The sequence below is a fragment of the Achromobacter xylosoxidans genome (assembly GCF_014490035.1).
Taxonomy (GTDB): Bacteria; Pseudomonadota; Gammaproteobacteria; order Burkholderiales; family Burkholderiaceae_B; genus Achromobacter; species Achromobacter bronchisepticus_A.
Genome location: NZ_CP061008.1, coordinates 2,555,267 through 2,575,778, shown reverse-complemented (window position 1 = coordinate 2,575,778; position 20,512 = coordinate 2,555,267). Strand labels below are relative to the sequence as shown.

Genomic DNA, 20,512 nt, shown 5'->3' with positions numbered 1-20,512 from the left:
AGGGATTGGGAAAACGTCGGAAACGACGGAATCAGAACGTCAGGCTCTTGAACTCGCGGGTCGCCGCGGTCAGCGCCTGTTCGGTGGGCAGCCGCTCCATCGAGCTTGCGCCATAGAAGCCATGGCAATGCTTGCACGCGCGCAGCACGTAGGCCGCGTCCTCGGGCGTGGCGATGGGGCCTCCATGGCACAGCACGATGATATCCGGCCGCACCGCCAGCGCGGCCGCGGCGATGCGGTCGATAGCCGCCACGCAGCCGTCCAGCGTCTGCGCGGTCTCGGCGCCGATCGAACCGCCGGTCGTCAGGCCCATATGGGCCACGATGATGTCGGCGCCGGCCTTAGTCATGGCCACGGCGTCGTCCTCGTTGAACACGTAGGGCGTGGTCAGCATGCCCTTCTTGTGCGCCAGGCGGATCATGTCCACTTCCAGCGCGTAGCCCATGCCGGTCTCTTCCAGGTTGGCGCGGAAGGTGCCGTCGATGAGGCCCACGGTGGGGAAGTTCTGCACGCCGGCAAAGCCCTGGCGCTTGAGGTCGTCCAGGAACACGTCGAAATCGCAGAACGGGTCGGTGCCGTTGACGCCGGCCAGCACCGGCGTCTTCTTCACCACCGGCAGGACTTCGCGTCCCATGTCCACCACGATCTCGTTGGCGTTGCCATACGCCAGCAGCCCCGCCAGCGATCCACGGCCCGCCATGCGATAACGGCCCGAGTTGTAGATCACGATCAGATCGATGCCGCCCGCTTCCTCGCACTTGGCCGACAGGCCGGTGCCCGCGCCACCGCCGACGATAGGCGTGCGCGCGCGCACCATGGCGCGATACTTGTCCAGGAGTTCGTTGCGGTCAAAGCGCGGCATGGCGGCGGTCCTCAGTGTGTAGCGATTTCAAGAAATTGGTCGACCGCGGTCTGGGCGAAGAGCGGGTCGTTGATGTGGCAAGGCACGCGCACCAGGCGGCGCTCGGCGGTCTGCACCAGGTTTTTCTCCAGCGCCGCGAACAGCGCCGCGTCGGCCTGCGGATCCCAGAACGCCTGCCCCGGCGCGTCCAGCGCGGAGACGCCGCCCTCCGGAATCAGGAAGCGCACCGGACCCTGGCATTGATTCAGCCTGGCGGCGATCCACTCGCCCTGGCGGGTGTTTTCTTCCACGGTGGTGCGCATCAGCGTCACCTGCGGATTGTGCGGATAGAACTTGCGGCCGCGGTAGCGTTCCGGAACAGTGTCCATGGCGCCGAAGTTCACCATGTCCAGCGCGCCGCAGGAGCCCACGTAGGGCAGGCCGGTGCGGGCCACGGCGCCGAAACGGTCCTCGGTGCAGGCCAGCACGCCGCCGAACAGGAAGTCGCAGACTTCGGTGGTGGTCAGGTCCAGCACGCCGCCCAGCAGATGGCTGTCCAGCAGCTTCTCCATCGATTGCCCGCCCGTGCCGGTGGCATGGAACACCAGACAGTCGTAGCGGGACTCCAGCAGCGGCGTCACCTGCTGCACGCAGGCGGTAGTGACGCCGAACATGGTGATGCCCACGGCGGGCCGGCCGTCATCGGCCGCGGCGTTCGCCGCCTGCTTGAAGGCGCCGCCGATTGCGCCGGCGGCATTGGCCAGCACCCGGCGCGAAATGCGGTTCAGGCCCGCGACGTCGGTCACGGAATACATCATGGCGATGTCCGAGGGCCCGACATAGGGCGCGACATTGCCCGAGGCCATCGTCGACACCATCAGCTTGGGCGTGCCGATCGGCAGCGCGCGCATCGCGGGCGTGATCAAGGCGGTGCCGCCGGAGCCGCCCAGTCCCAGCAGCGCGCCGATCCCGGCGTTGCCGGCCGCATAGCGTTCGAACGCCAGCGCCATGGCCGCGATGGCCGTGCCCCGGTCGCCGGTGAAGACCGCGCCGGCGCCGTCCGGATGGCTGGCGGCCACTACGCTGGCCTGCACCTGCGCCGCGCTGGCGGCGCCGGAAGTGGACACGTCCACCGACACCGGATCCAGTCCGTCCCGGCGCAGCAGGTCCATCACGTATTCAGCCTCTTGGCCCTTGGTGTCGTAGGTGGCGGCCACGTAGACCCGCCGGTTCGAATGCGTCATGACTCCTCCGCGGGCGGCTACACTCGGTGCGCGCCTCGATATGTGAGGCCGCGAGGCCTGTAGAATCTAGAAATGAGACGAAAGAATCATACTGAGACACCTGTCTCACGTCAAACTCCCGCCCCCTCCACGGCCGGCACGGCGCGCCTGATCGCGCCCGCCAGCCCGCAGGCCGCCGCCAGCGGCGAACCGCCGCATGGGCCGCGCGCGCGCATGCGCAAGATCCTGCTGGATGCGGCGCAACGGCTGATGGCCCAGGGCATCACGCCGTCGGTGGCCGAACTGGCCGAACACGCGCAGGTATCGCGCGCCACCGCCTACCGCTACTTCCCCAGCCAGAGCGCGCTGATCGCCGCCGTGGTAGACGAGAGCCTCGGGCCCATCCTGGCCTGGGACTCCGCCGCGCCCGACGCCGCCGAACGCGTCGACGAACTGCTGCGCTTCGCCTACCCCCGGCTGGCAGCGCACGAAGCGCCGCTGCGCGCCGCCATCATGGTGTCGCTGCAGCAGCACGCCGAAGCCAGCGCCGGACGCGCCGCAACCGAGCCCCGGCTGGTGCGCGGCCATCGCGTCGACATCCTCAGGCGCGCCATCGCGCCGCTGGCGCCCGAGCTGACGCCGGCCCAGCTGGACCGCGTGGCCCAGGCCCTGTCGCTGGTCTATGGAACGGAGGTGTTCCTGGTGTTGAAGGACATCTGGAAACTGGAGCTGCCCGAGCTCACGGACGTGGCGCGCTGGACCGCCCAGGCCATCATCGCGCAGGCGCGGGCCGAGGCCCGATCCGAGAAAAAACAACCGGGAAAGCGCGTTCAGGGGTAAGCCCTGGGCTACTGGCCCGGCTTGCGGTGGCTGCGGAACAGCAGATGCGTGGCAGCCAGGTGGAAGCGCATGGCGATCTGCGCGCATTCCGCATCGCGCGCGCGCAGCGCCGCGATGATCTGGCGATGATGCTCCACGCTGCGCAGCATGTCGTCCTTGGTGTAGAAGTAGAACGAGCCGATGATGATGGGCATGTCCAGCAGGTTTTCCACCATGGAACGCACCCGCGCGGACTGCGCCGCGTCGAGCAGCGCGTGGTGGAACTGGTTGTTGTAGTGCTGCACCTGCGCCACGCTGTCGGGCGCATCGGCGTTGATGGCATCGAGCATGCACTGATTGATGCGCTCGAGTTCGAGTATCTGCTCCGGGCTGGCCCGTTCGGCGGCCGCCTTGGCGGAATACGGTTCAAGCAGCATGCGCAGCTCGAAGGCTTCATCGATGTCCCGGTCTTGCCAGCCCAATACCACCGCTCCGCGCCGGCCTTCGTGCTTGACCAGGCCGTCCGTCACCAGGCGCTCGATCGCGCTGCGCACCGGCGTCCGGCTGACGGAAAGCTCGGCCGCGATGTGCTCTTCGCGCAGCCGTTCACCGGGCATGAAAGAGCCTGCCATCAAGCGGCGGCGCAGCTCTGCATAGACGTAATCGCGGGCGCTCGACATGATGGCGCATGACTCCTGATCCGGGTTCCCGAACTATACCGGAAGGCTGTCCCGGCATTCGCGCCTGGCCGCGTCAACGCTGGCGTTGCGCGAGGCGCTCCAGGAACCTGGGCCAGACCTCTGGATTCAGCAGCCGGGCGGGACGGCGACCGGCCAGCATGTCGATGATCTGGCTGGCGGACCCTTGCGCGACCTTGCGCCGGCCCTCGTGCGTGACGCCTCCGGTGTGATAGGTTGCCACCACATCGGAACGCAGCAGCAGACCATGCCCGGGCGAAGGAGGTTCCTGGCTCCAGACATCCAGTCCCGCTCCCGCCAGCCGTCCGTCCTGCAAGGCGGCAAGCAGCGCCTGCTCGTCGTGGATGCCGCCGCGCGCGGTCGAGATGAACAGCGCACCGGCACGCATCCTGGCGTACGCTTCGGTCCCGATCATGCCCCGCGTGTCGTCATTCAGCGGACAATGCAGGCTCACCACGTCGGCCTGTTCGAGCAACTGCGCGAGGCTCACGGGTTCGGCGCCGCGCGCCCGGATTTCCTCGGGAGGCAGCAGCGGGTCGCAGGCAATCGCCCGCATGCCGAAGCCAGCGGCAATGCGCGCGACTCTGCGGCCGATTTCACCGATGCCCACGATGCCCAGCACGCGTCCGTCGATCTCGCGCCCCATCAGGGCCTCGCGCGTAGCGGCGGATCCCGCTTGCAGCGCGGCCTGGGATTCGCGCAGGCGCTTGACCAGCGACAGCAGCAAGGCGAACGTCATTTCCGCCACCGACGCGGCATTGGCGCCTGCCTGGTTCACCACCGCAACCCCGGCCCGCGTGCAGGCGGCGACGTCCACGGTGTCGTAGCCCGCGCCGCCCGAGGACACGCAAAGCAATTCCGGACACTGCGCCAGCAGGCTTTCCGTTACCTGCCAGCGCGCGGGGACTTCGTCCTTGGCCGCGCTGACATGATACGCATCCGCGCCGGCCAGCCCCGCCGCCGTGATCGCGTCACCCTTCGCAGGCAACACTTCGATGCTCAGGGCCGGCTCGCGCCCGAGGCAGGCGTCGAACGCAGGATCGATCCAGAGGTCCAGCCGGACGACGCGCATCTTGTCCGCCAGCCGCGCCGTCAGGCTCACGGCCGCGCCTCCGCGCAGCCCAGTTGCTTGAGCCGGGCATCGACCCAGGACGTGTCCAGCGAACCCGCCGCGATATCCGCCAGCATCTTCGTTTCCAGTTCGTGCTTGGACTGAGCGGCCTGGTAAACCGCTTCCGTCTGCTCGAACGGAATCGACAGCAGGCCGTCCTCGTCGCCCAGGATCAGATCTCCCGGCGCAATCGTCATGCCATTCAAGGCAATGACGCAGTTGATCTCGCCAGGCCCGTCCTTGTAGGGCCCGCGGTGGGTCACGCCGGCCGCGTAGACGGGAAACGCGCCGCGGCGGATCGTGCCGCTATCGCGGATGGCGCCGTTGATCACGATGCCTGCGATGCCCCGTGTCTGCGCGTAGCTGGTCATGATTTCGCCGATGATGGCGTTGGTCAGGTCGCCGCCCGCATCCACCACGATCACGTCGCCGGGCTGCGCCAGATCAAGCGCCTTGTGCACCAGCAGGTTGTCGCCAGGACGGGTGCGCACGGTCAGGGCCGGACCGGCCAGCGGGCTGCCGTCGTGCATGGGTTGCAAGGGCGCGCCGCCGGCCGTCATCCGCGACATGCAGTCGCTGATATTGGCAACCGGCACGCCTTTGAACTTGTCCACGGTTTGCTTGCTCACCGCGCGCTTGCGGGCATGGATCTCGAAACCGATCATTTTTGCTCCTGTCGGGAATTGCAATGCGTTGCCATTACTGCTTGGGAATGCCGGCGTCCTGCACCACCTTGCCGAAGATCTCGTGGTCCGCCCGATGCTGGCGGGCCAGATCCTCGGGCGTGCCCTTGAGCACGCTATAGCCGGCGTCCTCCAGTTTCTTCACCAGCTCGGGCTGGGACTGGACTTGCTGCAGAGCCTTGTTCAGCGCGGCAACCACGTCGTCCGGCGTCTTCGCGGGAGCCATCAGGCCCCACCAGATCGATTGGTCTATCGTCTTGAATCCGCTTTCCGCGAACGTGGGCACGTCGGGCAAGGCCGGCGCGCGCTCCTTGGCAACCACGGCCAGCGCGCGGACCTTGCCGCCGCGGATCTGCGGCAGCAGCGAAGCCACCGAGCCCACATACATGTCGATGCGGCCGCTGGCCAGGTCCGGGAACGCCTGGCCCCAGCCGCGGTACGGCACGTGCATCAATTCGATGTTCGCCGCCTTGCGCCAGAGATAGCCCGTCAGGTCGCCAGTGCCGCCGATGCCGGGAATCCCCAGCGACACCACGCCGGGGCGGGCCTGTGCCGCCTTGACCACATCGCCGACCGTCTTGAACGGCGATTCGGGCAGCACCACGAAAACGCTCGGCGACGTGGCCACCGGGCCGACCGGCTTGAAATCCTTGAACGTGTCGTAGCTGAGCTTGTTGTAGAGCCAGGGATTCAGCACGATGTTGTCGGTCTGGGCCATCACCAGCGTATGTCCATCCGGACGCGCGCGGGCGGTGGCGTCCAGCGCCAGGTTGCCGCCGGCGCCCGGCTTGTTCTCCACCACCATGTTCCAGCCCTGGTCCTGGCCGATCGCGCTGCCGATCATGCGCGTCAGCGTATCCGTGCCGCCTCCGGGCGGGAACGGGGAAATGAGCGTGATGGGCGCCGTGCCCATATCGGCCGCGTTCGCGGCGGCGCAGCCCAGCACAAGCGTGGCGGCCAGGAGTTTCTTCAGGACCTTCATTGTCTTCCTCACACAGTTGGTTTTTGTTGGATATGCCGTCCGCGGCATCGCGTTGCGGTACGACGTTCAGCGTTCGCGCGCCAGCGTCGTGAGCCAGGCCAGGCGGGCCTCGACGGTGTCCGGCAGCGTGAAATCGCCATCCGCCCGCGCATCCTGGATACCTCTGCTGGTGCGGCCAAAAAGCCGTTCGACGCCGTCGAGAACCAGCGGCTCCAGTCCCGCCTCCAGCAGTTGCTCGCGGGCCTCCTGGACTTCCGCCTGGCGGCGCTGCGCATGCAGCACGTGGGATCGGACGAACGAATCCATGAAGGCCGTAAGCGGCGTCTGGTCGATATCCGCCAGCACCTCGTACAGCGAGGCTCTCAATCCCATGGACTCGGCTGCCACCAGGCATTCCACGGCCAGGCTTTCCATGCCCTTGGTCATGATGCTGCGCAGCAGCTTCAGGCGCACGGCATCGCCCGCCGCTCCTTGTATGGCGCGCGCCGGCGCCCCGCCGCTCTCGGCCAGCCGCAGCACGGTGTCCGTGCCGGTCCCGGCGCAGAGCAAGGGCGTGCGTTCCGCCAGCAGGGCAATCGCGCCCATGATCGCGACGTCGGTGAAGTCGATGTTCTGTGCGGCGGCGGCGGCCGAAGCGGCCTGCATGTCCGGCGCGCTGGCTGTCGTGAAGTCGGCGTAGACCGCGTCCTGGCGCATGTGCGGGAAGCTCTGCCGCGCCATCTCCAGCGCCGCATGGCCATACACCGCCGACACCACGATGTCCGCCTCGCCCAGCCATGCCCCCGGCTCGGCATGCAATCCGGCGCCATGACGCCGGGCGCGGCCCGCCATTTCCTGGTCCTGCCGCAGCTCGCAGATCCCGACCACCGCATGCCCGGCGGCGCTCCAAGCCTGCGCATAGCAGGAACCAACCTCACCGCAGCCCATCAGAGCAATTTTCATCTCTATAAATACAATAAAAAAACAATGAAGCTTTATAGAATGAAAATATTGCCGATATTATTCGTATAAACCCTAGTATTTGTCTATTTTTTAGTACATAGAAAAAACAATCTATGAATCAAGCGGTGAGAACCAGACAGACGCGCAAGGGCCGCGCCACGCAGGATGGGCGCCGGATTGGCACGTGTGCCTACGATGGTTTACGGTTGCTTGGAGAGGCGTGACGGGGCGCGATCCGCGCGGCCGCCCTGAAGGCAAGGCGCGGCAGCGCCTACCCGGCGCTTCAGGCGCGCCGGTTCATGCCGGCGGAGATGGCGCGCGCCGTGCGGCACAGCGGCTCCAGGCACTGCTCCACCATCTGCTCGGTCGAGCGCACGCCCTGGATCCACACGATGTTGACGCAGCCGTAGAGCCGCCCCGGTCCGGCCATGATGGGCAGGGCGATGGCCTCGAGCCTGTCGTTCTGGTCCTTGCGCGTCTTGTCGTAGTCGCCGCCAAAGCGCTGTTCGCGCAGGCCATAGCCCTGGCGGCGCGTCTGTTCCAGCATTTTCTCCACGGCGGCGCAATCGTGGGCCAGCGCGTCGCCCTCGCGGCGGCTGCGGCGCAGCGCGGCCAGGATCGAATCGCGCTCTTTCTCGGCGCAGAACGCCAGATAGGCGCGCCCCACCGCGGAGCGCAGCATGTTGATCTGGAAGCCGATGTTGTCGCGGCGGATGGTGAAGTACGACTGGCTGCGATTGGTTTCGCGCACGATCATGGCATTGCCGCGGCGCACCGTCAGGTCCGACGGCCACAGCACCTGCGCCTGCAGGCGGTCCAGTTCCGGCGCCGCGCACTGGCCCAGCAGATCCAGCACGCGCGCGCGCCGGCTGGGCTCGTTGAGCGAGCTGGCGGGGCAGAAATAGTCGTCCGCGATCCGGCGCCAGATCAGGCCGCGCAATTGCAGCGTCGCCAGAATGCGCAGCAGCGTGGCCTTGGCGTAGCCGGTGCGCAGGTGGAGTTCCTGCAGGCTGGCGCCCTGCGTGGCGCGCACCTCGTCCAGCACGATCAGGCCGCGCTCCAGCGCGTCTATGGTCTTCACCTTCGGCGTCCAACGGCTCATTGCGCCCTCTCTTTCCGCATCGCCATAAATTTCACTGAGTGAAACTCTAGCAAAACCTGCTTGAGCCGCCCAGTCCCGGCGAAATATCGTGGCGTCTAACGCAAGCCGTGGTGGCTGGCGGAACGGGAAGAGAGGCGGGAATGAGCGGACAGGCTGTACGCAATGTGCTCTGGATCATGTGCGACCAACTGCGCTGGGACTACCTGTCCTGCTATGGACACCCGCGCCTGCACACCCCCAATATCGACCGCCTGGCCGCCGAAGGCCTGCGTTTCGACAATGCCTTCGTGCAGGGCCCGGTATGCGGGCCGTCGCGCATGTCCTATTACACCGGCCGCTATGTCACCAGCCACGGCGCGGTGTGGAACTTCGTCCCCATGCCTGTCAGCGAAATGACGCTGGGCGACTACCTGCGCCCCTTGGGCGTGCGCGTGGCGGTGGCGGGCAAGACCCACGTGGAGGCCGACAGGTCCGGCATGCGGCGCCTGGGCATAGACCCGGCAAGCGCGAGCGGCCTGCTGGCCGCGCAAGGCGGATTCGAACCCTACGACCGCGACGACGGCATCTGGCCGCCGGGCTTCAGCGACGAATCGCACCACTACACGCAATACCTGCGCAAGCAAGGCTACGACGGCGGCAATCCCTGGCACGACCACGCCAATTCGGCGCTGGGCGCCAACGGCGAGATCCTCTCCGGCTGGAACATGCGCTATGCCGGCCTGCCGGCGCGCGTCGCGGAAGCCGATTCCGAAACGCCCTACATGACACGGCGCGCGATCGAATTCATGGAACAAAGCGGCGAGCAGCCCTGGGTACTGCATCTGTCCTACATCAAGCCGCATTGGCCCTATGTCGCGCCGGCGCCCTATCACGCGATGTACTCGGTCGACGACGTGCCCGCCGCGAAGAGATCCGCTCGCGAACTGGACAACGCGCATCCCGTATTGCAGGGCTTTCGCCAGGCCGAGGTCAGCAGGAACTTCTCCTGCGACCAGGTGCGAGAGACCGTGATACCCACCTACATGGGTCTCATCAAGCAGGTCGACGACCAGTTGGGCGTGCTGTTCGACTACCTGCGGCGCAGCGGCCGCGACCAGGACACCATGGTCATCTTCTGCAGCGACCATGGCGACTACCTGGGAGATCACTACCTGGGCGAGAAAGAGCTGTTCCACGATTGCGTGGCCAAGGTGCCGCTGATCGTGCGCCTGCCCGGCGACGGCGCGCGCCGCGGCGCGGTGGAATCGCGGCTGGTGGAAGCCATAGACCTGGTGCCCACCATCCTGGACGCCCTGGGCGCCGAGATCCCCGACCACATTCTCGAAGGCCGCTCCCTGCTGCCGCTGCTGCGCGGCGAGCAGCCCGCCGACTGGCGCCGCGCCGTGTTCTCGGAGAACAACTACGCGTTCCGCGACTTCGTTCGCGAACCGCTGGGCCGTCCCGCCGACGGCTGCCACACCATCATGGTGCGCGACCACGATTGGAAGTACGTCCATTTCGAAGGCCTGCGTCCGCAGCTGTTCGATTTGCGCGCCGACCCGGACGAGTACGACGACCTGGGCTCGGATCCCGCGCACGCGTCCGTGCGGGAACGCTACCAGGCCATGCTGTTCGACTGGCTGCGCAACCGCAGGATCCACCCCACCGTCAGCCACGCCGCCATGACGGGATGGACACGCAAGGAGGACTCGGTCGGCATCCATATCGGCAGGTGGTAGCGCAGCGCGCCCGGACCAGGGCGCCTGAAAAATAAACTCAGGAGACAGCATGAAACCGCAATTACTTGCGCTGACAGCCTGTATGGCCGCCAGCACGGCGTCGCACGTCCAGGCGCAGGAGGAGTGGCCCGCGCGCGCCATCCGCATCGTGGTCGCCTTCCCCGCGGGATCGCCGGGCGACACCGCCGCGCGCATCGTGGCCGACGCCGTGGGGCAGTCGCTCAAGCAGCCCGTCATCATCGAGAACCGCCCCGGCGCGGGCGGCAACATCGGCGCCGAAGCGGTGGCCCGTGCTCCCGCCGACGGCTACACCTTCCTCGAAGCGCCCGACACCGTCGTCACCATCAATCCCGCCATCTACCGCAAGCTGAATTTCAAGGCCGACGACCTCACGCCGGTGGTCGCGCTGGCGAACTTCAACCAGATGCTGGTGTGCTCGGCCGCTTCGGGCCTGCGCACACTGGCGCAGCTGGACACGCAGGCCAAGAAGACGCCCGGCGCCCTCAGCTATGCCTCCGGCGGCCAGGGCGTGCCTGGCCATCTGGCAATGGAGCTCTATTTGTCGGGCGCCGGCCTGGACATCCTGCACGTCCCTTACAAGGGGCCGTCGCCCGCCACGCAGGACGTGCTGGCCGGCCAGGTGCCCTGCGGCTATCTGGCCTCGCCGGTGGTAGCGCCCTACGTCGCGGCCGGCAAGCTCCACGGGCTGGCAGTGTCGGGCAGCGCACGCTCGGTCCAGGCGCCCGACGTGCCGACCATGCAGCAGGCCGGCGTGGCCGGCTACGACGCCACCTTCCGCGAAATGCTGTTCGCGCCCAAAGGCACGCCGGCCGCCATCGTGCAACGCATGAATACCGAGGTGGCGCGCGCCCTGGCGCTTCCGGAAGTGAAGCAGAAGCTGCAGGGCAACGACCTCGATCCGCAGCCAGAATCGCCCGACGCCACGGCGCAGCGTTTGCGCGACGACGCCGCCAAATGGACCGGCGTCATCCGCAAGATCAATCTCAAGGTGGACTGACACGCCCACCCCGCTCCCCACGTCCGCGCCACCCCGCCGCGCGGCCAGCAGTACCCGACACAGGAGGCTCCATGAACACCGCAACACCGACCACCGTCTTCGGCTCGCTGAAGGACTACCGCAAGGGCTCCATCGAGATCACGCAAGGCTCGCCGCGCCACTACGTCTTTTCCAACATCTTCGAGGTGGCCGCGAACTCGGCGCCCTACGAAAAGGTCGTCGTCGGCAAAAACCTGGAATACGTCATCGAAACGCTGCGCGCCGAAGGCGTGTCGCCCTGGTACGCCTGCAGCCACGACGAGTTCGCGATCCTGATGGACGGCCAGGTCGAGGTTGAGTTCCTGGCGCTGGACCAGCCCCCCGCAGCCGCGGACGGCACGGTGCTGGCGGGCGCGGCGCCCGCCGGCAAGGCCATGGGCCGCGTGCTGCTGGGCCGCGGACACCAATGCCTCTTGCCCGCCGGCTGCGCCTACCGCTTTACCGCGCCGTATCCGGGCGTGCTGCTGGTCCAGACCCGCGCCGGCGAATTGTCCGTCGAGAAGTGGGCGGGCATCTGCCTGCAGTAAGCCGCTACCCCCTCATCCCCTTTCAGGAGTACCGATATGGCCATGCTGGACACCCCCGCTCCCGCCGCTTCCTTTGCCGCCGGCAAAGTCGCGGCCAGCTCCGCCGACGCCGCCACCGGCTACAAGCGTTTCGATCTCGGCGCGTTCACCTTCACCCGCGACGAGTACTTCGTCAAGGTGCACTGGCCTTCCAAGGGCCAGACACGCACCCACGCGATCGCGGCCGATGCGTTCCTGCGCGCATTGATGCGCGACGTGGCCTGGGGCTTCTTCTACGGCTGGGTCAACTTCGACCACGTGTTCGGCACGCGCAACCACTACGGCAAGGTGGACGTCTACGCCGGCTCGTTCAACGGCGTCATGAAGGCCGCGGGCGTGGACTACACGGAGACTTTCGAAACGCCGCTCATCATGGCCACCTTCAAGGCCATGCTGCACGACTGGACCAACGAAGGCTTCGACCCCTTCGCCGCGCCCGAGGAAACCGGCTCCGCCTTCGGCCGCAAGCACGGCGACAACATCGCCGCCATCGAGCGGTCGCGCATCGCTACCCGCCGCATGCCAGGCCTGCCGGAAGACTCGCCGCTGCGCGACGACCTGCCCGTCAACCGGGCCTTCGCCGACGTAACCCAGGATGAGCCGCAGATCCAGGCCGAACCCGGCTACGAAGGCGCGCTGCATGCGTTCAGCCTGTTCAAGTACCTGTCGCGCTCCGACGTCACCTGGAATCCCTCCGTCACTTCCGTCTGCGGCGCCAGCCTGTTCTGCCCCACCACCGAGGAATTCATCCTGCCGGTGTTCCATGGCAACGACCGCGTCGAATGGTTTCTGCAATTGTCCGACGAGATCGTCTGGGACATCGGCGACAAGGACACCGGCGCGCCGCGCGCCCGCATCACCATGCGCGCCGGCGACATCTGCGCCATGCCCGCCGATATCCGCCATCAGGGCTATTCGACCAAGCGCTCGATGCTGCTGGTCTGGGAGAACGCCACCCCCGACCTGCCCCAGCGCTACGAAAGCGGCGAACTCGCGCCCTACCCCGTCGAGTTCTGACCCTCCCTTCCCACTCAACACGTATCCAGAGCCATGCAGAACAAACTCTTTATCGACGGCCGCTTCGTGGACGCGGCCGCAGGCGGCACCATCGACGTGCTCAACCCGCACGACGCGACCCTCATCACCGCCATCGCCGCCGCCGAAGCCGAAGACGTGGACCGCGCCGTAGCGGCCGCGCAACGCGCCTTTCCCGCCTGGTCGCGCATGGCGGCGGCCGAACGCGGACGCCTGCTGCTCAAGCTGGCCGACCTGATCGAAGCCAACGCGGAAGAACTGGCGCAGCTGGAAACGCTGGACACCGGCCATCCGATACGCGACACGCGCGGCCTGGACGTGCCGCGCACCGCCGGCTGCTTCCGTTACTTCGGCGGCATGGCCGACAAGCTGCAGGGCAGCGTCATCCCGGTGGAAGCGGGCTTTCTCAACTACGTGCAGCGCGCCCCCATCGGCGTGGTCGGGCAGATCGTGCCGTGGAACTTCCCGCTGATGTTCACCAGCTGGAAGCTGGGCCCGGCGCTGGCCGCTGGCAATACGGTGGTGCTCAAGCCGTCCGAACTCACCCCGCTGTCGACCCTGCGCATCGCCGAACTGATGGCTCAGGCGGGCTTTCCGGAAGGCGTGGTCAATATGGTCCCCGGCTACGGCCACACCGCTGGCCAACGCCTGGCCGAGCATCCCGGCGTGGGCAAGATCGCCTTCACGGGGTCGACTGCCACCGGCCGCCGCATCGTGCAAGCGTCCCAGGGCAACCTCAAGCGCGTACAGCTGGAACTCGGCGGCAAGGGCGCCAACATCGTATTCGATGACGCCAACCTCGACGCCGCCGTCAATGGCGCGGCCTGGGCCATCTTCCACAACCAGGGCCAGGCCTGCATCGCGGGCTCGCGCCTGATGCTGCATGAGAAGATCGCCGATGCCTTTCTGGAGCGCTTCACGACGCTGGCGAACTCCATCCGGCTGGGCGACCCGCGTTCGCCCGACACCGAAATGGGGCCGTTGACCTCGGCGCAGCATCGCGACAAGGTCCTGTCCTACGTGGGCATCGCCGCCGAACAGGGCGCGCGCCTGCTGGCTGGCGGCAAGGCGCCCGGCGGCGAGCTGGCCCGCGGCTACTACGTCGCGCCCACCATCGTCGAGGCCCGGCCGCAGGACCGCGTCGCGCAGGAAGAAGTCTTCGGCCCTTTCGTCACGGTGCTGCGCTTTGGCAGCGACGAGGAGGCGCTCTCCATCGCCAACGCCACCGACTACGGCCTGGGCAGCGGCTTGTGGACGCGCGACCTGGCGCGCGCCCACAAGCTGGCGGGCGCCATCCATGCCGGCATGTGCTGGATCAATTGCTACAAGCGGGTCAATCCCGGCAGTCCGTTCGGCGGCGTGGGCCAGTCCGGCTATGGACGCGAAATGGGCTTCGAAGCCATGCATGACTACACTGAGGCCAGGTCCGTGTGGGTCAACGTGGACGCCGCCGTGCCGCCGCACTACAAGCGCTGAGGAGCCGCCATGAACCCTGCCATGCCGAACGCCGAAACCGCCTTGACCGACACGGTCGCCGCCGCCTTTGCCCAAACCCCGGATCCCAGGCTGCGCCAGCTGATGCAGTCCCTGGTGCGGCATCTGCACGCCTTCGTTGCCGACGTCGAGCCCACCGAGGCCGAATGGATGGCGGCGATCCGGTTCCTGACCGACACCGGCCAGATCTGTGACGGCGCGGTGCGGCAGGAGTTCATCCTGCTGTCCGACACGCTGGGCGTGTCGATGCTGGTGGACGCGATCAACCACCGCAAGCCGGGCCAGGCCACCGAGAGCACGGTGTTCGGCCCCTTCTACATGGCCGGCATGCCCGAGCGCGCGGCGGGCGAGGACATGGCGCAAACGCCGGGCGAACCCGCGCTGGTGCACGGGACCGTGCGCGACACCGAGGGCCGGCCGCTGGCCGGCGCGGTTCTCGACGTGTGGCAGACGGCCGCCAACGGCATGTACTCGGGCCAGGACCTGAACCAGCCGCACGGCAATCTGCGCGGCCGCTACCGCAGCGGCGAGGACGGCAGTTTCGCGATCCGCAGCATCCTGCCAGTGTCCTATCCGATCCCGGGCGACGGTCCGGTCGGCCGCATGATGGCGGCGACCGGCCGGCACATCTTCCGGCCCGCGCACCTGCATTTCATGATCGACGCGCCGGGGCACCAGCGGCTGGTCACCCACCTGTTCAATGCCGGCGATCCCTATCTCGCGTCGGACGCGGTGTTCGGCGTGAAGCCGTCGCTGGTGCTGCAATACAGCCGGCAGGCCGCCGATTCGGCGATGGGCAAGCACTATGGCTTCGAGTCGGACTTCCACGAGGGACGCTATGACTTCGTGCTGCCCCGCGCCTGAAGCAGCCGCCGGAGCGGCGCTGTGCCGGATCGAGGACATACCGGATGGGGGATCCCTGACGGCGGCAATCGGCGCGCGGCCGGTGATCCTGCTGCGCCGCGGCCAGGCGGTATGGGCTTACTTGAACCGCTGTCCGCACTTCTCGGTCACGTTGGACGCGGCACATGGCGCCGTCCTCACCTATGACGCTCAGGTGCTGATGTGCGCGCATCACTCGGCCCTGTTCCGCTTCGAGGACGGGCTCTGCATCGAAGGCCCTTGCCAGGGCGCGGCGCTGGATCCGCAGCCGCTGCGCGTGGACGCGGGCCGCGTCTACGCGGCCGATTCGAGCCAGTAACCAGCCCGACCCCAAGCCCACGCGGCAATGGGATATTGATTGAAAGGTTGACGCCGCCGACAACAGTTGTTACACACACAGACGCACTGCACTTGCCCTCAGGATCTCTCCACAAGAGGTGGTTTATGAACAAGCGTATTGTTGTCGTAGGCGGCGGCGTAGGCGGCACCATGCTCGCCAATCAGCTCGCCGGAAAGCTCTACCCCGAAATCAGCCGCGGTGAAGTCTCCATCACGCTGCTCTCGGACACGCCGGATCACTACTACAAACCGGCATTCATGTACGTGGCCTTCAACCTCTTCTTCCAAGAGGAATTGAAACGGCCGGAACGTTCCCTGCTGCGCCCCGAAATCGAGTTCCGCGTCGACAAGGTCACGCGGTTCCACTTCGACCGCCAGGAAGTCGCCACGCAGAGCGGCAAGCGTTACGGCTATGACTACCTGGTCATCGCCACCGGCTGCGTGCCCTCGCCCGAGCGCATCGAAGGCCTGAAGGAAGCCGGAGACCACTTCTACCAGTACGCGCCCGCCAGGCAGCTGGCCGACCGCCTGTCGCGCATCGAGCGCGGGCGGGTGTTCATCAGCGTCACCTTCCCCAAGACGCCCAACGTCCCGCACCAGTGCGGCATCGCGCCGATCGAAACCACGCTGATGCTGGACGACTACCTGCGGCGGCGCGGCGTGCGCGACAAGGTGGAGATCATCTACACCTACCCGACTACCTCGCAGCTGCTGCGCAACTGCCTGTTCCTGCAACGGCCGACCTGCGAAGTGCTGCCCGCCATCTTCGAGCAGAAGGGCATCCAGTTTCAACGCGGCTTCACCTTGTCGCGGGTCGATCCCGACCGGCGCATCGCCTACTCGGAGGAAGGCGGCGAGCAACCCTTCGACATCCTCATGGCCACGCCGCCGATCCGCGCGGTGGACGTGGTGCTGGAGTCCGGCGTGTCGCAAGCCGAGAACAACGAAGGCTGGCTGCCGACCGACCACGAGACGCTGCAGGTCTACGGGCTGCAGAACGTCTACGTCATCGGCGACACCGTCGACCTGCCGGTCAGCAAGGCGGGCGGCTCCTGCCATAACCAGGCGCCCGTCATCGCCAACAACATCGCCGGCGAGATACGGCTGGGCCGTCCGTGCAGCGCCTATGACGGCCGGGTGCAGGCGGTGGCCCAGATGGGGCTGAACGCCGGCATGCCGCTCTGGTACGACTACACCCATGACGTGCTGCCCACGCCGCCCACCAAGCTCGGCGGCCTGCTGCGCCACGGGTTCAACCGCGGCCTGTACTGGGCCGTCGCAAGGGGAATGCTATGAACGCGCCGCACGAAGCAAGCGCCACGCAGGCCGCCGACGCGGCCGCTCCGTTCCTGGGCGGCGGCCCGGGCGCGCGCGCCCTGGCCGACAGGCTGGGCCTGCTGGCCGAAGCGGGACGGCTGGACAACATCGCCGACCTGCTGTCGCTGGCGTCCGACCTGGTGGACCTGCTGGACCAGTCCATGGTGGAAAAGCTGGCGCTGCTGTCGGAACAGGCCAGCAGCGCGGCCTGGACCGCCGCCAACACGCTGCGCGATGCCCACGCGCGCACATTGCAGGAGGCGCGTCCTCCGAGCCTGACAGGCCTCATCGGCCTGATGCGCGATGAGGACACCCGCCGCGGCATGGCCGTGGTGCTGCGGGCGCTGCAAACGCTGGGCCGTCAGATGGCGGCGCAGCGCAAGGACTACGCCGACGCGACCTGAAGGCCCACGTAAAAACCCCCGGAAACTGGATGTCAGTCCAGCTTCCGGGGGTTGTTTTCATGCGCGGCTTGGATCTCGCCGCGCCGGGTCCGTTTACTGCAGGGTCCGCGTAAAGACGAACTGCCCGTCCTGCCAGTCCACCGGCACCACGTCGCGCGGGCCGAAGCGGCCTTCCAGGATCAGGCGCGCCACCGGGTTCTCGATCTGCTGCTGGATCGCGCGCTTCAAGGGGCGCGCGCCGAACACCGGATCGAAGCCGGAGCGGGCCAGTTCCGCCAACGCGGGTTCGCTCACTTCGAGACGCATCTCCTGCTTTTCCAGGCGCTCGCCCAGGCGGCGCAGCTGGATGCGGGCGATGGACTCGATGTGCTGCGCTTCCAGGCCATGGAACACGACGACTTCGTCGATGCGGTTCAGGAACTCGGGGCGCAGGGTCTGCTTGAGCTCGTCCCACACCACTTCCTTGACCACTTCGTACGGCTTGCCGGCCAGGCTCTGGATATGGTGCGAACCCAGGTTGGACGTCATCACGATCACCGTGTTGCGGAAGTCCACCGTACGGCCCTGGCCATCGGTCAGGCGGCCGTCGTCCAGCACCTGCAGCAGCACGTTGAAGACGTCCGGATGGGCCTTTTCGACTTCATCCAGCAACACCACGCTGTACGGCTTGCGGCGCACGGCCTCGGTCAGGTAGCCGCCTTCTTCGTAGCCCACGTATCCCGGCGGCGCGCCAATCAGGCGGGCCACCGAATGCTTCTCCATGAATTCGCTCATGTCGATGCGGATCATGTGCTCTTCGGAATCGAACAGGAACTCGGCCAGCGCGCGCGTCAGCTCGGTCTTGCCCACGCCCGTGGGGCCCAGGAACAGGAAGGAGCCATAGGGGCGCGACGGGTCCGCCAGCCCGGCGCGCGAACGCCGGATGGCATCGGACACCAGGCGCACGGCCTCGTCCTGGCCCACCACGCGCTTGTGCAGGTATTCCTCCATGTGCAGCAGCTTCTCGCGTTCGCCCTGCATCATCTTGGACACCGGAATGCCGGTGGCGCGCGACACGACCTCGGCGATTTCCTCGGCGCCGACGCGGGTGCGCAACAGGCGCGGACGCCCTTCGCCGCCCTCGGCTTCCTCGGCCGCTTCCGCGGCGCCCACTTCGGCCGCCTTCAGGCGCGCTTCCAGGTCAGGCAGCTTGCCGTACTGCAGCTCGGCCAGTTTGTCGAACTGGCCCTTGCGCTGCAGTTCCGCCATTTCGGCGCGCACGCTGTCGATTTCTTCCTTGATGGCCTGCGTGCCTTGCACCGCGGCTTTCTCGGCCTTCCAGATTTCCTCGAAGTCGTTGTACTCGCGTTGCAGCTTTTCGAGTTCGTCCTCGATCACGCCCAGGCGGCGCTTGGAAGCGTCATCGGATTCCTTCTTGACGGCTTCGCGTTCGATCTTGAGCTGGATGATGCGGCGGTCGAGCTTGTCCATCACTTCCGGCTTGGAATCGATTTCCATGCGGATGCGCGCGCCGGCCTCGTCGATCAGGTCGATGGCCTTGTCGGGCAGGAAGCGGTCGGTGATGTAGCGGTGCGAGAGTTCGGCCGCGGCCACGATGGCCGGGTCGGTGATCTCGACGCCGTGGTGGATTTCATAGCGTTCCTGCAGACCGCGCAGGATGGCGATGGTGGATTCCACGTCGGGTTCGTCGACCAGCACCTTCTGGAAGCGCCGCTCCAGCGCCGCGTCCTTCTCGATGTACTTGCGATATTCGTCCAGCGTGGTGGCGCCGATGCAGTGCAGCTCGCCGCGCGCCAGCGCGGGCTTGAGCATGTTGCCCGCGTCCATCGCGCCTTCGGCCTTGCCCGCGCCCACCATGGTGTGGAGTTCGTCGATGAAGACGATGTTGCTGCCGTCGTCCAGCGACAGCTCCTTCAGCACGGCCTTCAGGCGTTCTTCGAATTCGCCGCGGAACTTGGCGCCGGCCAGCAGCGCGGCCAGGTCCAGCGACAGCACGCGCTTGCCGCGCAGGGTTTCGGGCACTTCGTCGTTGACGATGCGCTGCGCCAGGCCTTCGACGATGGCGGTCTTGCCGACGCCGGGTTCGCCGATCAGCACGGGGTTGTTCTTGGTGCGGCGCTGCAGGATCTGGATGGTGCGGCGGATTTCGTCGTCGCGGCCGATCACCGGGTCGAGCTTGCCCTGGCGGGCGCGCTCGGTCAGGTCCATGGTGTACTTGGACAGGGCTTCGCGGTTGGATTCGCCTTCCGCGCCGGAGACGTTCTCGCCGCCGCGCACGGCGTCGATCGCGGCCTCCAGGGCCTTTTTCTGCAGGCCCGCGTCGCGCAGGATGCGGCCGGCGTCGCCCTTGTCGTCCGCCAGCGCCAGCAGGAACAATTCACTGGCAATATAGGTGTCGCCACGGCGCGCGGCTTCCTTGTCAGTGCGGGTCAGCACCGCCTGCAGATCGCGGCCGACCTGGACGTTGTCGTCGCCCTGCACCTGCGGCAGGGACTTCAGGGCGCTGTCGATGGCCGACTGCACCCGGTTGACGGCCACGCCGGCGCGCGCCAGCAGGCTGCCCGCGCCGCTGTCGGAATCCGACAGCAAGGCGGAGAGCACGTGGATGGGCTCGATGTAGGGATGGTCGTTGCGGGCGGCCAGACTTTGAGCGTCGGCCAGGGCTTGCTGGAACTTGGTAGTCAGTTTGTCGAATCGCATAATGGTCGTTTGGCTTGTTGGGGAGCCTGACCGATACGTGCCGGCTGGCTCGATATCCTGAATATGCGGCCGGATGCGAGAATTTCAACACCCTGCCCGCGCCATGGTTTTTTCGACGTGCAGCAACAACCTGACTTATGAGCATATACGTTTTTGTCTACGGCACCCTACGCGCGGGCGAAATCAATGATCTGGCTCAAGCCGCCGCCCGGCGCGGCCTGCCCGCGGCCCGCCATGTCGGTCCGGCCAGCGTGCCGGGCCGGCTGGTGGATTTCGGCGACTGGCCCGGCCTGATCCCGGCGGACGACGGCCGGCGCGTGCGCGGCGATGTTTTCCAGGTGGAACCGGCCCTGGTGGCGCTGATGGACGAAATCGAAGAGTACGAGCCCGGCAAGCCCTGCTGCTTCGTGCGGCGCGAGGTCGTGGCGCGCCTGGAACCGCCCGCGCAAGCGTCGGAACTGCGCTGCCAGTACTACCCGATAGACCCCGCCCTGCGCGGCGCGGCGGTCGATATTGCCTCCGACGACTGGGTCGCGTACCGCCTTGCCCGCCCTCTCTCGGACGACCCGTAAGACGCCCGTAGTAACAACGGACTACAA

Annotated in this window: 20 protein-coding genes; 11 read left to right on the top strand and 9 right to left on the bottom strand. The window is 67.1% G+C overall.

Translation table 11 applies throughout. The annotated features are described in order from the left end of the window. Positions 1–31 precede the first annotated feature (31 nt). Both IAG39_RS12080 and IAG39_RS12075 read right to left on the bottom strand, forming a co-directional pair. Positions 32–862 (bottom strand): phosphoenolpyruvate hydrolase family protein, encoded by an 831-nt coding sequence (locus tag IAG39_RS12080; RefSeq protein WP_118934313.1) that lies wholly within the window; start codon positions 860–862, stop codon positions 32–34. 11 nt (positions 863–873) lie between these two features. Then, positions 874–2,085 (bottom strand): Tm-1-like ATP-binding domain-containing protein, encoded by a 1,212-nt coding sequence (locus IAG39_RS12075; RefSeq protein ID WP_118934311.1) that lies wholly within the window; start codon positions 2,083–2,085, stop codon positions 874–876. A gap of 147 nt (positions 2,086–2,232) precedes the next feature. Here IAG39_RS12075 and IAG39_RS12070 point away from each other — a divergent pair, with 147 nt between their 5' ends. After that, positions 2,233–2,904 (top strand): TetR/AcrR family transcriptional regulator, encoded by a 672-nt coding sequence (locus IAG39_RS12070; RefSeq protein WP_118934321.1) that lies wholly within the window; start codon positions 2,233–2,235, stop codon positions 2,902–2,904. An 8-nt stretch (positions 2,905–2,912) separates the two neighbouring features. Here the strand turns inward: IAG39_RS12070 and IAG39_RS12065 are convergent, their stop codons facing one another. The 6 genes from IAG39_RS12065 to IAG39_RS12040 form a co-directional block, all read right to left on the bottom strand. Continuing rightward, positions 2,913–3,563, bottom strand: coding sequence for a GntR family transcriptional regulator (locus tag IAG39_RS12065; RefSeq protein WP_059379932.1), 651 nt, complete (start codon positions 3,561–3,563; stop codon positions 2,913–2,915). A gap of 73 nt (positions 3,564–3,636) precedes the next feature. After that, positions 3,637–4,683 (bottom strand): hydroxyacid dehydrogenase, encoded by a 1,047-nt coding sequence (locus IAG39_RS12060; protein ID WP_118934309.1) that lies wholly within the window; start codon positions 4,681–4,683, stop codon positions 3,637–3,639. Next, on the bottom strand, positions 4,680–5,357 hold the full coding sequence (locus IAG39_RS12055) for an RraA family protein (protein WP_118934307.1): 678 nt from the start codon (positions 5,355–5,357) through the stop codon (positions 4,680–4,682). Before IAG39_RS12055 ends, IAG39_RS12060 begins: the two co-directional genes overlap by 4 nt. Before the next feature lie 34 nt (positions 5,358–5,391). Continuing rightward, the gene (locus tag IAG39_RS12050) at positions 5,392–6,357 is read right to left on the bottom strand and encodes a Bug family tripartite tricarboxylate transporter substrate binding protein (protein ID WP_059379934.1); all 966 of its coding nucleotides are present in this window, start codon (positions 6,355–6,357) and stop codon (positions 5,392–5,394) included. A 66-nt stretch (positions 6,358–6,423) separates the two neighbouring features. Further along, the gene (locus IAG39_RS12045) at positions 6,424–7,299 is read right to left on the bottom strand and encodes an NAD(P)-dependent oxidoreductase (protein WP_118934305.1); all 876 of its coding nucleotides are present in this window, start codon (positions 7,297–7,299) and stop codon (positions 6,424–6,426) included. 283 nt (positions 7,300–7,582) lie between these two features. Next, on the bottom strand, positions 7,583–8,401 hold the full coding sequence (locus tag IAG39_RS12040; RefSeq protein WP_118934303.1) for an IclR family transcriptional regulator C-terminal domain-containing protein: 819 nt from the start codon (positions 8,399–8,401) through the stop codon (positions 7,583–7,585). Between the two features lie 140 nt (positions 8,402–8,541). Here IAG39_RS12040 and IAG39_RS12035 point away from each other — a divergent pair, with 140 nt between their 5' ends. The 9 genes from IAG39_RS12035 to IAG39_RS11995 all read left to right on the top strand — a co-directional run bounded on the left by IAG39_RS12035 (position 8,542) and on the right by IAG39_RS11995 (position 17,213). After that, the gene (locus tag IAG39_RS12035; protein WP_059379936.1) at positions 8,542–10,119 is read left to right on the top strand and encodes an alkaline phosphatase family protein; all 1,578 of its coding nucleotides are present in this window, start codon (positions 8,542–8,544) and stop codon (positions 10,117–10,119) included. Positions 10,120–10,168: 49 nt separating this feature from the next. Then, a complete protein-coding gene (locus tag IAG39_RS12030) occupies positions 10,169–11,137 on the top strand; it encodes a Bug family tripartite tricarboxylate transporter substrate binding protein (protein WP_118934301.1) in 969 nt (322 codons plus the stop codon). Positions 11,138–11,208: 71 nt separating this feature from the next. Next, a complete protein-coding gene (locus IAG39_RS12025) occupies positions 11,209–11,703 on the top strand; it encodes a hydroxyquinol 1,2-dioxygenase (RefSeq protein ID WP_118934299.1) in 495 nt (164 codons plus the stop codon). A gap of 36 nt (positions 11,704–11,739) precedes the next feature. Beyond that, complete coding sequence (locus IAG39_RS12020; RefSeq protein ID WP_059379939.1) at positions 11,740–12,759, top strand: hypothetical protein; 1,020 nt, start codon at positions 11,740–11,742, stop codon at positions 12,757–12,759. Between the two features lie 33 nt (positions 12,760–12,792). Beyond that, the gene (locus IAG39_RS12015; RefSeq protein WP_059379940.1) at positions 12,793–14,253 is read left to right on the top strand and encodes an aldehyde dehydrogenase family protein; all 1,461 of its coding nucleotides are present in this window, start codon (positions 12,793–12,795) and stop codon (positions 14,251–14,253) included. Positions 14,254–14,262: 9 nt separating this feature from the next. Next, the gene (locus IAG39_RS12010) at positions 14,263–15,135 is read left to right on the top strand and encodes an intradiol ring-cleavage dioxygenase (RefSeq protein ID WP_118934298.1); all 873 of its coding nucleotides are present in this window, start codon (positions 14,263–14,265) and stop codon (positions 15,133–15,135) included. Then, on the top strand, positions 15,110–15,472 hold the full coding sequence (locus IAG39_RS12005) for a Rieske (2Fe-2S) protein (RefSeq protein WP_118934296.1): 363 nt from the start codon (positions 15,110–15,112) through the stop codon (positions 15,470–15,472). The genes IAG39_RS12010 and IAG39_RS12005 overlap by 26 nt, the downstream gene beginning before the upstream one ends. Positions 15,473–15,597: 125 nt before the next feature. Next, positions 15,598–16,788 (top strand): FAD/NAD(P)-binding oxidoreductase, encoded by a 1,191-nt coding sequence (locus tag IAG39_RS12000; RefSeq protein ID WP_118934294.1) that lies wholly within the window; start codon positions 15,598–15,600, stop codon positions 16,786–16,788. Further along, entirely contained in the window at positions 16,785–17,213 is a 429-nt protein-coding gene (locus IAG39_RS11995; RefSeq protein WP_059379944.1) for a DUF1641 domain-containing protein, read from the top strand. Before IAG39_RS12000 ends, IAG39_RS11995 begins: the two co-directional genes overlap by 4 nt. A gap of 93 nt (positions 17,214–17,306) precedes the next feature. On the opposite strand, the gene clpB is transcribed toward IAG39_RS11995, so the two are convergent. Then, positions 17,307–19,913 carry an ATP-dependent chaperone ClpB gene (gene clpB, locus IAG39_RS11990; protein ID WP_054452508.1) on the bottom strand — a complete coding sequence of 869 codons (2,607 nt, stop codon included), beginning with the start codon at positions 19,911–19,913 and terminating at the stop codon, positions 17,307–17,309. A 137-nt stretch (positions 19,914–20,050) separates the two neighbouring features. On the opposite strand from clpB, the gene IAG39_RS11985 reads away from it, so the two are divergent. Then, entirely contained in the window at positions 20,051–20,485 is a 435-nt protein-coding gene (locus tag IAG39_RS11985; RefSeq protein WP_059379945.1) for a gamma-glutamylcyclotransferase, read from the top strand. The last annotated feature ends 27 nt before the right edge of the window (positions 20,486–20,512 follow it).

Bases quoted from the DNA above. Each gene is read 5' to 3' on its own strand.
- IAG39_RS12080 (WP_118934313.1), bottom strand. From the start codon at position 862: ATGCCGCGCTTTGACCGCAACGAACTCCTGGACAAGTATCGCGCCATG.
- IAG39_RS12075 (WP_118934311.1), bottom strand. From the start codon at position 2,085: ATGACGCATTCGAACCGGCGGGTCTACGTGGCCGCCACCTACGACACC.
- IAG39_RS12065 (WP_059379932.1), bottom strand. From the start codon at position 3,563: ATGTCGAGCGCCCGCGATTACGTCTATGCAGAGCTGCGCCGCCGCTTG.
- IAG39_RS12055 (WP_118934307.1), bottom strand. From the start codon at position 5,357: ATGATCGGTTTCGAGATCCATGCCCGCAAGCGCGCGGTGAGCAAGCAA.
- IAG39_RS12050 (WP_059379934.1), bottom strand. From the start codon at position 6,357: ATGAAGGTCCTGAAGAAACTCCTGGCCGCCACGCTTGTGCTGGGCTGC.
- IAG39_RS12045 (WP_118934305.1), bottom strand. From the start codon at position 7,299: ATGAAAATTGCTCTGATGGGCTGCGGTGAGGTTGGTTCCTGCTATGCG.
- IAG39_RS12040 (WP_118934303.1), bottom strand. From the start codon at position 8,401: ATGAGCCGTTGGACGCCGAAGGTGAAGACCATAGACGCGCTGGAGCGC.
- IAG39_RS12035 (WP_059379936.1), top strand. From the start codon at position 8,542: ATGAGCGGACAGGCTGTACGCAATGTGCTCTGGATCATGTGCGACCAA.
- IAG39_RS12030 (WP_118934301.1), top strand. From the start codon at position 10,169: ATGAAACCGCAATTACTTGCGCTGACAGCCTGTATGGCCGCCAGCACG.
- IAG39_RS12025 (WP_118934299.1), top strand. From the start codon at position 11,209: ATGAACACCGCAACACCGACCACCGTCTTCGGCTCGCTGAAGGACTAC.
- IAG39_RS12020 (WP_059379939.1), top strand. From the start codon at position 11,740: ATGGCCATGCTGGACACCCCCGCTCCCGCCGCTTCCTTTGCCGCCGGC.
- IAG39_RS12015 (WP_059379940.1), top strand. From the start codon at position 12,793: ATGCAGAACAAACTCTTTATCGACGGCCGCTTCGTGGACGCGGCCGCA.
- IAG39_RS12010 (WP_118934298.1), top strand. From the start codon at position 14,263: ATGAACCCTGCCATGCCGAACGCCGAAACCGCCTTGACCGACACGGTC.
- IAG39_RS12005 (WP_118934296.1), top strand. From the start codon at position 15,110: ATGACTTCGTGCTGCCCCGCGCCTGAAGCAGCCGCCGGAGCGGCGCTG.
- IAG39_RS12000 (WP_118934294.1), top strand. From the start codon at position 15,598: ATGAACAAGCGTATTGTTGTCGTAGGCGGCGGCGTAGGCGGCACCATG.
- IAG39_RS11995 (WP_059379944.1), top strand. From the start codon at position 16,785: ATGAACGCGCCGCACGAAGCAAGCGCCACGCAGGCCGCCGACGCGGCC.
- clpB (WP_054452508.1), bottom strand. From the start codon at position 19,913: ATGCGATTCGACAAACTGACTACCAAGTTCCAGCAAGCCCTGGCCGAC.
- IAG39_RS11985 (WP_059379945.1), top strand. From the start codon at position 20,051: ATGAGCATATACGTTTTTGTCTACGGCACCCTACGCGCGGGCGAAATC.